13 protein-coding genes are annotated in these 12,485 nt (G+C 65.6%); 8 read left to right on the forward strand and 5 right to left on the reverse strand.

Translation table 11 applies throughout. The features are described from left to right. Nucleotides 1–4: 4 nt before the first annotated feature. The 5 genes from HPC46_RS09635 to HPC46_RS09655 all read left to right on the forward strand — a co-directional run bounded on the left by HPC46_RS09635 (nt 5) and on the right by HPC46_RS09655 (nt 4,677). A complete protein-coding gene (locus HPC46_RS09635; RefSeq protein WP_179469156.1) occupies nt 5–1,051 on the forward strand; it encodes a 2-aminoethylphosphonate ABC transporter substrate-binding protein in 1,047 nt (348 codons plus the stop codon). 34 nt (nt 1,052–1,085) lie between these two features. Then, nucleotides 1,086–2,225, forward strand: a complete 1,140-nt coding sequence (locus HPC46_RS09640) for an ABC transporter ATP-binding protein (protein WP_233716335.1) — start codon at nt 1,086–1,088, stop codon at nt 2,223–2,225. Beyond that, the gene (locus HPC46_RS09645; protein WP_179469160.1) at nt 2,222–3,121 is read left to right on the forward strand and encodes a 2-aminoethylphosphonate ABC transporter permease subunit; all 900 of its coding nucleotides are present in this window, start codon (nt 2,222–2,224) and stop codon (nt 3,119–3,121) included. The genes HPC46_RS09640 and HPC46_RS09645 overlap by 4 nt, the downstream gene beginning before the upstream one ends. A 3-nt stretch (nt 3,122–3,124) precedes the next feature. Continuing rightward, nucleotides 3,125–3,922, forward strand: a complete 798-nt coding sequence (locus tag HPC46_RS09650) for an ABC transporter permease (protein ID WP_179469162.1) — start codon at nt 3,125–3,127, stop codon at nt 3,920–3,922. 65 nt (nt 3,923–3,987) lie between these two features. Beyond that, nucleotides 3,988–4,677, forward strand: a complete 690-nt coding sequence (locus tag HPC46_RS09655; protein ID WP_179469164.1) for an esterase — start codon at nt 3,988–3,990, stop codon at nt 4,675–4,677. A 10-nt stretch (nt 4,678–4,687) separates the two neighbouring features. Here HPC46_RS09655 and HPC46_RS09660 read toward each other — a convergent pair whose 3' ends face one another. Further along, on the reverse strand, nt 4,688–4,876 hold the full coding sequence (locus HPC46_RS09660; RefSeq protein WP_179469166.1) for a hypothetical protein: 189 nt from the start codon (nt 4,874–4,876) through the stop codon (nt 4,688–4,690). 568 nt (nt 4,877–5,444) lie between these two features. On the opposite strand from HPC46_RS09660, the gene HPC46_RS09665 reads away from it, so the two are divergent. The 3 genes from HPC46_RS09665 (at nt 5,445) to HPC46_RS09675 (ending at nt 9,594) form a co-directional block, all read left to right on the forward strand. Further along, nucleotides 5,445–7,169, forward strand: a complete 1,725-nt coding sequence (locus tag HPC46_RS09665) for a pentapeptide repeat-containing protein (RefSeq protein WP_179469168.1) — start codon at nt 5,445–5,447, stop codon at nt 7,167–7,169. A gap of 5 nt (nt 7,170–7,174) precedes the next feature. Then, on the forward strand, nt 7,175–8,335 hold the full coding sequence (locus HPC46_RS09670; RefSeq protein ID WP_179469170.1) for an App1 family protein phosphatidate phosphatase: 1,161 nt from the start codon (nt 7,175–7,177) through the stop codon (nt 8,333–8,335). Nucleotides 8,336–8,637: 302 nt separating this feature from the next. Further along, a complete protein-coding gene (locus HPC46_RS09675; protein ID WP_179469172.1) occupies nt 8,638–9,594 on the forward strand; it encodes a hypothetical protein in 957 nt (318 codons plus the stop codon). Nucleotides 9,595–9,616: 22 nt separating this feature from the next. Here the strand turns inward: HPC46_RS09675 and HPC46_RS09680 are convergent, their stop codons facing one another. From HPC46_RS09680 to HPC46_RS09695, 4 genes are all read right to left on the reverse strand, one after another. Further along, on the reverse strand, nt 9,617–10,348 hold the full coding sequence (locus HPC46_RS09680) for an anti-sigma factor family protein (protein WP_179469174.1): 732 nt from the start codon (nt 10,346–10,348) through the stop codon (nt 9,617–9,619). 4 nt (nt 10,349–10,352) lie between these two features. Further along, the gene (locus HPC46_RS09685; RefSeq protein ID WP_325096611.1) at nt 10,353–11,000 is read right to left on the reverse strand and encodes a TetR/AcrR family transcriptional regulator; all 648 of its coding nucleotides are present in this window, start codon (nt 10,998–11,000) and stop codon (nt 10,353–10,355) included. Nucleotides 11,001–11,088: 88 nt separating this feature from the next. Continuing rightward, nucleotides 11,089–11,994 (reverse strand): cytochrome c biogenesis CcdA family protein, encoded by a 906-nt coding sequence (locus tag HPC46_RS09690; protein WP_179469178.1) that lies wholly within the window; start codon nt 11,992–11,994, stop codon nt 11,089–11,091. Between the two features lie 186 nt (nt 11,995–12,180). Further along, nucleotides 12,181–12,471, reverse strand: coding sequence for a hypothetical protein (locus tag HPC46_RS09695; protein ID WP_179469180.1), 291 nt, complete (start codon nt 12,469–12,471; stop codon nt 12,181–12,183). Nucleotides 12,472–12,485 lie beyond the last annotated feature (14 nt).

Here is a 12,485-nt window from a genome sequence, read left to right on the forward strand (position 1 = left end):
GCTCATGAAGATTCGCAAGTGGGCGATGGCGGCCACCGTGGCTGTCGTCGCAATGTCGGTAGGAGCCTGTGGCGGCACCGGCACGTCGGGTTCCGGTGGGGGCACGACGTTGACTGTCTACAGCGCCGACGGCCTTGGGACCTGGTACAAGAGCCAGTTCGCCAAATTCACCAAGGACACCGGCATCAACGTCAACGTGGTCGAGGCCGGGTCCGGCGAGGTGGTGTCGCGTGTAGAGAAGGAGCAGGCCAACCCGCAGGCAGACTTGTTGGTGACGCTGCCGCCGTTCATTCAGAAGGCGGACAAGTCCGGCCTGCTGCAACCCAGCGGTGCTGACACCACAGGCATGTCGGCCGACCTGGTCGGCCCCGACGGCAAATACGTCGCGATCGTGAACAACGCGCTGAGTTTCATCGCCAACCCCGGTGCCAATCCGGCGCCGGCCAGCTGGGACGATCTGCTGAGGCCCGAATTCAAGGGCAAGCTGCAGTATTCGACACCGGGTCAGGCAGGTGACGGCACCGCGGTGCTGGTTCTCTTGCAGCACTTGATGGGAAAGCCGGGCGCACTGGAATATCTGGGCAAACTGCAGGCCAACAACGTCGGGCCGTCGTCATCCACCGGCAAGCTCCAGCCGAAGGTGAGCAACGGCGAGCTATTGGTCGCCAACGGCGATGTGCAGATGAATCTGGGTTCGATCAAGGACGACGGCTCGAAGTTCACCATCTTCTTCCCGGCGATGGCCGACCACACCCGAACCACAGTGGCGCTGCCCTATGTTGCGGGCGTCACCAAGGGTGCCCCGCACGCCGACGGCGCCAAGAAGCTGCTGACGTTCCTGCTCTCCGATGACACCCAAAAGACCGTCGCGCAAGATGCATTGGGCATCCCGGTGAAGGATGCGATCGTCAAGGCGTCGGCAGGCTCGTCGGACAACATGACGCCGACCGGTCTGCTCAACGGTGTGCAGATCTGGACGCCGGACTGGGACGCGGTGCTCGCCGACCTCGACGCCGACGTCGCCGCCTACCAGAAGGCCACCGGGAGCTGACATGACCGAGATCGACGTCGGCTCCTCCCCTACCATGCCGGCTGCGCAACCGACGTCGACCCTGTCAGAGGCCACCCCGGCGATCACATTTGACCGGGTCGGGGTGGCCTACGGGCGTGGTAAGAAGGCGACCAACGCGCTGGTCGACTTCAACCTCAAGGTTGCCGCCGGTGAGACGGTGGCGTTGCTGGGGCCCAGCGGTTCGGGCAAGTCGACCGCCCTGGGCGCGCTTGCCGGCTTTGTGCGGCCGACCTCGGGTAGCGTGCGCCTGGGCGGACGCGACGTCACCGATCTGCCGCCGGCCAAACGTGGCATCGGGGTGGTGGTGCAGTCCTACGCGCTGTTCCCGCACATGAGGGTGGCCGACAATGTGTCCTTCGGGCTGAAGTCACACCGGGTTCCACGCGGCGAGATCGGCCCGCGGGTCGCCGAGGCTCTCGACATGGTCGGAATGTCTGCATTCGGAAAGCGTTTGCCGCGTGAGCTTTCCGGTGGGCAGCAGCAGCGGGTAGCGATCGCGCGGGCGCTGGCCATCCGACCCAAGGTGCTGCTGCTCGATGAGCCGCTTGCGGCTCTCGACGCCCAGCTGCGCCAGTCGATGCTCACCGAATTGCAGCAACTCAAGGAAGCCCTACCCGAGACCGCGATGCTGTATGTGACGCACGACCAGGCCGAGGCACTGGCCTTGGCAGACCGGATCGTGGTGATGAACGACGCTCGGTTGATGGATGTCGACACCGCCGAGAACCTGTGGAAGCGGCCACCGACCAGTTTCACGGCGGCGTTCCTCGGCGGCGCCAACCTGATCCCGTGCACTGTCGGCCGGGTCATCGGAACCTCGGCGCTGGTCACCATCGCGCACAAGACGGTCAGCGCGGAGGCGCCACAGCCCAGCGTCGGTCGCTCCGAGTGGGCACCGGGTTCGCAAGCCTTGTTGTGCATTCGGCCGCACGCGCTGCAGATCGTCGGACTCGGGCACCCGGAAGCATTGCGCGCGAACATCAATGCCTCGGTATGGCGGGGGGCAACCACGAGGGTGGTGTTGTCGGTCAACGGATTGTCCGACCGGCTCATCGAGGTCGACGCTCCCGGCCACGCCGACTACCCGATCGGGACAGAAGTGGGGCTGCGCTTCCCGCAGCCGGCCGGAGTGCTCGTCGAGGCCGGCCGATGACAGCGCTCCTCGAGCGATCGGCATCGGCCGGCGACGCCGCCCCGCGAGAGCCGGCCGGCCGGATCCGCCCGCTGCTGTGGACGCTGCCGCCGCTGTGCATTGTGCTGATCGCGGCGGTCTATCCGCTGGCGCGGGTGTGCCTGGAGTCGGTGAAACTCCGGGACGGCGGAACGGGCCTGGGCACCTGGACCTCAGTCCTGGGGTCCCAGGCGTTCCGGTCGGCGCTGTGGCGCACCATCGCCATCGCCGTGACCTCGACCGCCGGTTGCCTGATCCTGGGCACCTTTCTGGCGATTGTGTTGGCGTTCGTGCCTTTTCCCGGCTCGTCGCTGATCGGTCGACTCATCGACACGATATTGGCGTTGCCTTCTTTCCTCATCACACTGGCGTTCACATTTCTCTACGGCAGTGCGGGCGCGATGAACGCGCTGATCGCGAACATCACCGGTACCAGTTCGCCGACGCTGAACTTCCTCTATACCCCGGCCGGAGTGATCGCCGCCGAGATCACCTTCTTCACACCGTTCGTCATCCGCCCGCTGCTGGCAGCCTTCGCGCTATTGCCCCGCCAACAGCTCGATGTGGCCGCGAGTCTGGGCGCCTCCCCCCTGCGCGTGCTGCGGGCGGTGATCATGCCCGAAGCCTGGCCGGCCTTGATGGCCGGCGGCAGCCTGGTCCTGCTGCTGACACTCAACGAGTTCGGCATCGTCCTGTTCACCGGCGCCAAAGGCGTGATCACTCTGCCGGTATTGATCTACACCCGCGGCATCGTGACATTCGACCTAGCCGGTGCGGCGGTGATCGCCACCGCGCAAATCGTCCTGTCCCTGGCACTGTATGTCGGTTACCGATTGATCTTCGCCCGGGTCATGGCCGGTCCAGGGCGAAAGGACTAGCCGATGTTGTTGTGGAGCAAGCACAGTCGGGCGGCAGTACTCTCCGTCTTTGCACTGGTGGTGCTGGTGGTCTTCGTCGCGCCGTTGGCTACGGTGGTGCTGGCGGGCTTGGCCGGATCGTGGAACGGTCCGCTGCCATCCGGTCTTGGTTTCACCCGGTTCGGCGCGGCGTTGTCCGGCGAGGATCTCGCCAGCCTGTCGGTTAGCGTGCAGACCGCCTTCCTGGCCGGCGGCTTCGCGTTGCTCCTGGGTACGTGGGCCGCGATCGCGGCACGCGGTGCACCCCGATGGCTGAGCCGGTTGACCGACGCCGTGTTTCATCTCCCGATCGCGGTGCCGTCGGTCGCCATCGGGCTGGGTTTGCTGATCGCATTCAACGACCGACCGCTTCTGCTCGGTGGCACTCGATGGATCGTCATCCTGGCTCACTTCGTGCTGGTGTTGGCGTTCGCGTTCAGCGCCGTGTCAGCGGCACTGGACCGACTGAACCCGGCATTCGGACAGGCCGCCGAATCGCTGGGCGCCGGGCCTGCACGGGTGCTCTTCCAGGTCACACTGCCGTTGTTGTTGCCTGCGTTGGGGGCGGCCGCAGGCTTGGCGGTGGCGCTGTCAATGGGTGAACTGGGAGCCACCGTGATGGTGTATCCAGCAACCTGGAAGACCTTACCGGTGACAATCTTCGGGCTCACCGATCGCGGTCAGGCGTTCCAGGCCGCGGCCAGTACCTCGGTGCTGCTCCTGGTGACACTGCTGGTGCTGATCATCCTCGGGCGGATCCGCGGTCGCGCCGCCCTGCGCTAGCTCGGTGATGACTTACCCTGTGTCGTCGGCGGTGAACAGCCACCGGCACGGAGGAGGCTCGGGACATGCAGATGCTCAAGCTGGCGACGGTGCTCGCGGCGATCACCGTCGCGAGCGCGCCCGGTATCGCCGGGGCGGCACCGACGAACGTGTGCACCGACCTCACGGGCGTCGACAACGGTCAGACGTGCCAGATTCAGCAGTCCGATCCCGCCTACCAGGTCAACATCAGCTTCCCCAGCGGCTACCCGGACCTGAAGCCGATCGCCGACTACGTCGGCCAGGCCCGAGACGGCTTCCTCAACGTGGCCAAGAGCTCCAACCCGATGAACATGCCTTACGAGTTGGACATCACCGCGACCAGCTACGACTCGACGAGCGCTGCGCGCGCAACCCAATCTGTCGTTCTGCAGAACTACGAGAACATCGGCGGCGCGCACCCGGTGACGTCATTCAAGGCGTTCAACTGGGATCAGACCGCCCGCAAGCCGATCACCTACGACACCCTGTGGCGGCCGGGCGCCGACCCGCTGAAGGTGGTCTTCCCGATCGCGGTCGCAGAACTGCAGAAGCAAACCGGCCAGCCGATCTTCGTCGACCCGACGCTGGGTATGGACCCGGCGAGCTACCAGGATTTCGCGATCACCGACGACGGGGTGATCTTCTTCTTCAGCCAGGGCCAACTGCTCCCCGAGGCAGCCGGCGCCACCCAGGTGACGGTTCCTCGTTCGGCGATCGACCCGCTGCTGGCCTGAGCGGGAACGCTCAGAAAACCGGCAGGTGCGCTGCGGCCAGCAGCGGCAGACGGCCGGCGCTCCTGCTGCGGCCGTCGTCCATGGCGGGCACGCGACTCGACCATCCGACACCGTAGGACGCATCGATCGGGGCCAGCGGTGTCGCGCCGCTGAGGCTGCTGCCGGCCCGCTCGAGCCAACGTGTGATCCGACCCTTCATGGCTGTCCTCCTCGATCGGTGTCCTTGTCACTGCTCCTGACTCTCGTTGATCAGCGGCCCGAGCATCATCGGGTGACCGGAGGATGTGTGAGATGAATCGGGTGTCCGCCGATCGGCGGACACGGAGACGATCCCCGATAGAGTCACTCAGCAAAGGGTCGTGCGGGTCGGTGACGTGATCGGGGGTCTGATGGTGTTTGTCAGGACGGGTGTGCGCGTCGGCGCCGCGGTGTTCGCGGCCGGTCTGTCGTTGTCGGCTCCGCACGCAGTAGGAATCGCGGTGGCGGATTCACCGGATACCGGGGCGGTCTCGGCCGGGCCGGTTTCGAAGAGCTCCGTCGCACGCTCGGCACGCAAGGCGAAACTGCCCCGTTCGTCGTCAGCGGCGCGACCTCCCGCGAGTCGGCCGCGGCTGGCGACAAGGTCGGCTCCCCCCGCTGCGAAGTCAGTGCCGCCGCAGACCACACGGTCCATGACCGCCGTGACGGTGACTCCGCCACACGGCGCAGCGGCGTGCGGGAGTTGTGGGGCGGTAACGGCTTTCCCAGGCGAGCACACGATCGTCGCCATGCTCCGGCGGGCGTTCAATTCTGCCGCCAACTTCTTGTCCCGGCTGCCCGCCAGTCCGGTCACCGACTTTCTCGAAGGCGGGCTGTTGTTGGTGCGCCGCACCTTCTTTCCATTCCTGACCCAGGGTCCGGAATGCGTGGCCGACAAGAGTTGCTTCGGCGCGAACCTGACCGCAGCCGACTTGTCGGGCAAGGACCTGACCGGGGTGAATTTCACCCGCGCCGCGTTGACCGGTGCCGACCTGTCGGGCGCGAACCTGACCGACGCGCTTCTGAGCTACGCCGACTTGGCCGGGGCGAACCTGCAGAACGCGACCCTCACCGGCGTCACGTGGCGCAGGACAACCTGCCCCGATGGCAATAAATCCAGCAGCGGATGCTCGGCCACCGCGGCAACGCCGTCGATCACGATCCACAACAGCTCGGGCCAGACGATCTGGGTGTACAACCTGACGACCTCCGACAACTACAGCATCCCGGCCGGCTTCCAGCCGGTGGCGGTGCAGGCCGGAGACACCACGACGGTCACTCTCGCGCTCGGGACCGCCCCGGCCGGGTCTCCGGAAAACCGGATCTACATCGTGCAGGGGACGTCCGGATTCACCCTGCCCGTGAGCTCACCGGGCGGCGTCGACGCGTTCAACCCGACCGCACCCTCGGCAGGCAACTCCTTCGCGAACTACAGCTTCCTCGAATACAACTACTACGCCGCCAACGGCGGCTACCAATACACCATCGACACGTCATACATCGATGAGTGGTCGCTGCCGATCCAGCTCCAGTTCCACCTCAACGGCGCGAGCTGGTCGGGCGCACAAGACGGAAAGACCTACGGGTTCAACGATTTCGATACCGTCGTCAGCCAATTGACGGCGGCAGGCGGGCCCTACGCGGATCTGGTGTGGAGCGGCACCACACCGTGGTCGCCGTATCCGCCGTCGACCGTGAGCCGGATCATCGGACCCGACAAGGTGTGGGCCCAACAGTCGACCGAGCCCGCAGACAACATCAACATGAACAACTCGGGCTGGGTGCCGGTGTCGTACCAGGACTTCGTCCAGTTCGGATCGTCGACGACCAGTTATCCCTACGCCTACAACGGAACCCAGTACTCGGCTTCAGGCAACTTCGCCTTCTGGACGGATTCGGTGACCGGTCCCGCGTCCACGCCGTACCCCATCGCCTTGCGTACCGCCGCGGTGCTCGACGGCTATCCCGCCGACGCGAACGGGGTCTACGGGTTCTTCACCTATCCCAATGACGAGACCGCCGGCCAGTTCACCAACATCCCCGACGCGGTGTCGCTGGACGTTTACGTCTTCGGCGCCTCGGATGGGGTCAGCGACAGCGTGATCAGCGGCGGCAAGTGGGTGTACTCCGGTACCTCGCCGCTGCAGGGCACTGACGCGACCGACACCTACATCCTCGACCACGCCTTCACGAAAGACGATGTACCGCTGGCCGATGCCCAGAACACCGACCACGACATCGTTGTGATCGACAAGGCAGCACTGGCCGGGGCGACAAGCTCGTCGGTCGACATCGTCGACAGCGTCCAATTCGCCGGCGATTCAGCTGCCAACTACACCAGCCAGTTCGTCTACGAACGCTCCACCGGATATCTGTACTACGACAGTGATCCGAGCCTGCCCGGCTACACCGCGGTACTCGCCAATCTTTCGGGTAGTTCCATCGATCCGTCCTCGGCGGTGTTCGTACTGTAGACGTCATGCCCCGACTCCCCCGCCGGATCGCGTCGGATCTGACCGCGAGGCTGCGCAGCCCCGAGACCGCGGCGGTGGTGGCGGGTCTGGAGAGCAAGCTCACCGAGCGGCGCCGCGACGTGAAGATGCAGACAGGGGCGTTTCGCGGGGTTCAGGTGGTCATCTATCACGGGTTCGTCGCCGACGACCTGGCCAAAGTCCGGGTGCGGGTGATGGAGACTCCGGAGCTACCCGGTGACAGCCGCATCCCGTACTGGGAGGTGGCGCAGAGCAACGTGCGACGACATGCGGCATTGTCGATCGTCGGCGCCGAGGTGGAATTGCGCATCGGCAGGCACACGGCCACCGAGGTGACCGACAGCCACGGTTTCGCCAACTTCTCGCTGCCGGTGCCGAAGCTTCGAGTTGGCTGGCATGAGGCCGAGGCGGTCGCCGCGGGAACCGGTGACGACGAGCCCGCCGTCGGCGCCGGATGGGTGGTCAAACCGGCGCTGACTGCGCCGTTTCTGGTGATCTCCGATATCGACGACACGATTCTGCTCACCGGCCTGACCGAGGGACTGACGATGGTGGCCAGAACGCTGCTGCGGGATGTGGAGCAGCGCAGCGCGATTCCCGGCATGTCGGCCCTGTATCGCGGATTGGCCCGCGGCGTTCCCGGCCGTACCGGCAAACCCCGCCCGGAGTCGGCGTTCTTCTATGTGTCGACGGGCAGCTGGGCGTTCTATCCGATGCTGGAACAGTTCATCGGGCTGCGCGGCTTCCCGGAGGGGCCGATGTTCCTCACCGATTGGGGCCCGACCGAGCGATATCTGAGGCGCAGCGGGGCCGAGCACAAACGTGCCGCCGTCCGGCGGCTGTTCGCCGCGTATCCCGGAATGCGTTTCGTGCTGATCGGCGACAGCGGGCAGCGCGATCCGCTGATCTACGAGGAGATGGCCCGGGAATTCCCTGGCCGGGTCCTGCTGGCCATGATCAGGCAGGTAGGCGCTGAGTCCGAGGAGCGGAACACACTGTTACGGGAGCACTCCGATGCACTTCGCGCCGAAGGCATTCCATTACATCTGGTGCCCGACGCGGCCCATGCCGCGGAACTGGCGCGTGATCTCGAGCTGTGCGACGAAGCGACGGTCGCGGAGGTGCGCGCCGAAATGCACAATTCCTGAGCTCAAACTTTGCTGAACTGTTAGTCTGCGCAGGCAGCAGTAAAGACCATCATTGCCAGGAGGCCGGGGTGCGGGCATCGAGCTACATCGGAGGCGCCGCGATCGCGCTCGGGATCGGTGCCGCGTTCCTCGTCGGACATGGCACCGCTTCGGCCGCGCCCGACTCGGCGCCGGGCACCGCGAAATCCACCGCCGGACCTGCGCGGGAGGCCCAATCAACCACGAAGCCGCGCAATCAGATTCACCGACACGTCGTCCCGTCCGCATCTACTCGTCGCGAGTTATCCAGGACTATAAAGAGTTTGACTTCCTCGGTGGCGGTGAACCTACCGCCGATGCCGGTGCGCAGTGGTATGTCGTTCACGGTGTCGCCCGATTTCATGAACGGCTTCGCCACCGACTACGTCGCCACGGGAGGCGATCCCGCCGACAATGCCCGGTTCTTTTTCGGCGATCTCGCGGTGAAGAGCCTCGACTCGCTGGCCGAGGAGGATGCGCCAGCGCAACGGGTCCGCCTGCTACTCGGCAACCTGGCCGCGTCGGGCTACTTCGGCGGAATCTGGCTGCGCGACAACCTCAGTGACACCGCCAGCACCCCGGCCACGATGCCATCGCTGCCCATCCCCGCCGACCTGTCCCCGGCCGCGATCGGCATCCGCCTGTTCGACGGCTTGTCGGCGGGGCTGGCAGGGGCGGCCGCCGTCGCACCGGACTGGCTCGTCTCGACAGTCGCGCACGCCTCGGTGCCCGTACTGCTGGCGCTCTACGGGTACAACCGCGGCTATCTTCAGGTGGTGCTGGCACATCCGCCCGCCGGCATTCCCTCGATGCAGGACACGCTGACGTGTGACGGTTTCCTGGACTGCAATTCGACTGCCTTCCCGCTGGAATTGGCCACCCGCTACGACGGAGCGCTGGGCGAACTCGACGATTCGACCAATCTCGGCTGGGTGGAGATGTCGATGTGGTCCACGATGCTGGAGGGCGCGACGGGCACGGGCCGGTTGGTGTGGGAAGGGCTGGCCCGCAGCGGCTTCTCTCCGGCGTCGTACACGGCACTCGTCGAGTTGAGTTCGGCCTACCTGATGATCAGCAAGGCAGCGGTGCTGAGTGCCATGACCGCGTACGCCGACGGCGACGCGGCCGTGGGCCGCAGCTCGCTACGGCTGCAAGCCGGACTGTGGATGTGGTCGGGCGCGTACTTCGCCGGTCTGGCCTCGGGTGCCGGCCGCGGCACGATGCCGACGATCACGGTCTAGATGTACTGCCTGGAGCAGCGAGTCAGAGGTCGCGCTGCAGGAGCACCGCTCCCGCATCGGCTGTGACGACCTGGACCGACGCGATCTGGTCGATCGGCATCGAGGTGCTGCCCCCCGGTGACGCCGGGGTGCCGGTGTGCGCGGTCCAGGTCGCCAGCTGGACGTGGCTTCCGTCGCGCCCGACCGCCACCATCGCCAGTTTTCCGTCGGCCCTGCCGGCGTCGTACTCGACATCCACGGGTCCCGCCGCGTACGTGCAGTTCATGTCGATACGGGTGCCCCACGGTCGGCGGCTGAGAGTGACTGTGGCAGAAAGCGATACAGGCTTCACGGGCGTCATCGCGAGCGCCGGAGCGTGCTCGTTCACCGGTGCCGGCACCATCGGGTTGGATTCGGTGCCGACGAATACCCCGGTCGCCACGACGGCGGCGGCCAACGTCCAGGTCATCGCGCGGGAGCGACGGCGGTGCGAATTCACGGTGGCCAGCATCTGATCGCGCAGGGGCGGCAGCGCCGCGTACGCATGGGTGCCGTACTCGTCGATCGTGTCGACATAGGCGCGGTCGATCTGTGACAGCAGCGCCGGGACACCGCTGAGTTCACCGACTGCCTCGGCACACTCCGGGCAGGAACGGAGGTGCGCCTCGAATTCGCGGCGCTGCGAACACGACAGGGAACCCAGCACGTACGCCGCATCCCAGAGTGCGTACTCGTGGGTGCCGCCGGGCGACGGCGAACCGTCGAACGTCGTCATCAGGTCACCTCGACGCCATTCCCTCGATCATCCGGGTGATCAACATCAGGACGAATCTGTCGAAGTCACCGCGAAAGCGCGCCGGGTCGGTCACGAACGGGCGCTGCATCGACATACCGAGAAGCACGATCTCCATCAGTCGCACCGACTCGTCGATCAGGTCGTCCGGCACTTCGGCTCCGGTGATCGATCTGAGCAAGCCGGCGAACTGCTGGCGTTGCCTGTCCCGAAAGTCGAGATAGGCGGCCCGAAGAAACTCGTTGTGGTTGGCCGCGGCGCCGAATTCGACGACAAAGGTGACGGTGTCGAGGTTGTCGATGAACAGGGTGTAGAGCAACCCGGCCGCGTCGGCCAACCCGTCGGGCACGGTCGCGGCCCGGGTCAGCTGAGTCTCCGCCTCGGCGAACAGTTTTGTGGCCACATCGTTGATGGCCGCGTCGAACAGCTTCTCTTTGGTCTCGAAGTGATAGTGCAGCAGCGTCTGGGACACCTTGGCCGTGTTCGCGATCAGCCGCATCGACGATTTCTCGTATCCGTGGGCGCGGAAGCACTCGACCGTGGCGGTCAGGATGCGTTGCCGCGCGTCGCCGGGCGTGACGTCGGGCAGCCCGAGGCGGTCGTCCGCCGAAACCGATGGTGTCAACGTCAACACTCCTTGCCCCACAATGGCTGTTCTCCCTGATCAATGAGTCAGTGTTCCCTACAGAGGCACGACTGACGGCAGGAATCGGTTCAGTTGCCTACGGGGACGACGCGCTCAGCTCACCGGCATGCAGTTTGAGCACCCTGCGGACCTTCGCCGTGCGGCGCAAAGTCCTGACCCAGGCCACCGCGAACGCGCTCAGCACAAACACTGACAATGCCACGAGCCACGGGTAGCCACCGTGCTGGTGCACCCACGTCACCAGGGCACTCTGGATGCGCCCGGCCGCCGAGATCACCGGATCATCGGGGGACGCGGCACCGTTGAAGATGCGGATCTCGTAGACACCGTAGTAGCCGACATACAGTCCGACGACGAGTACCAAAGCACCGCCAATCCTGTTCGTATACGGCAGAATTCGGCGCATCCGATACATCCCGACCGGGTTGGCGAATGCGGCGGCGATGGCCAGCACACCCACGATCAGCGACATTCCCGCCGCGTAGACGAGATAGGTCAGCAGGCCGTCGACGATCAGGCCGCTGCGGAAGCTGGCGGCGGTCACGGCAAGGAACGGCCCGATGGTGCAGGACAGCGACGCGATCGCGTAGCCGATTCCGTAGCCGAACATCGAGCCGCCGCGCACCGTGGGCGCCCAACGCCCACTCTGGACTGGATTGAGTCCAGGAAGGTGCCGACCGGCCAGGGACCAGATGCCCAGGCCGACAAGGACGATGCCGATCACCACGGTGACGTACGGAAGGTACTGCTGGACAGCAGAGGCAGCAGAGACGGTGAGCAACCCGAACGCGCCGAACACGGTCATGAAGCCCAACACCATCTCGATGGTGGCGACGAAGGCGCGGCGTACTGCTCCGAGCTCGCCGGTAGCGTCGCCCCGCACCACCAGAGTCATGTAGACAGGCAGCATCGCGAAGCCGCACGGATTGAGGACTGCCACCAATCCGGCGCCGAAGGCAAGTCCGATCAGACTCTGTTCCACGATGCTGGGCGTTCTACTTCATTCGGGTCACTCTGTCGGCCTCCGCATCGCATGCCCCTATCTCTTCGCGCCCGGAACCTCGTCTCGCTAGGACACGAGCCACAGCGCTGCCGGGTTCAAAGGGCTCGTGCAAAGGCCACGACCAGGACGAATCCACTATGGCCGGGTCCGCCCCAGTGCGTCGCGCTACTCAGTCTCGAGGTACCGGCTCACGCGAGCGAGCGCTTCGTCGAACGCCTCGACCTTTTCACCGCGCTTTTCGTTGGCCGGCTGGGCACTTCCGCGTGCCCCTTCGGCCTCCACCCGGGCCGCACCTTGGCGGCGCAGCAGGCTGAAGTTCTTCTCACGTGCTTGCCGCAGGCGGCTCTGTAGTTCCTTGAGCTGCTTTTGGTCCATGCGCGCCAGAACGTCGGGATCGCTCTCGGCGATCAACGAGTCTTCCTGCGGGGTCAGATTCACGTGGTGGTTGCTCACCATTGATTAGTAGCCTG

The sequence above is a fragment of the Mycolicibacterium vinylchloridicum genome, from assembly GCF_013404075.1.
Taxonomy (GTDB): domain Bacteria; phylum Actinomycetota; class Actinomycetes; order Mycobacteriales; family Mycobacteriaceae; genus Mycobacterium; species Mycobacterium vinylchloridicum.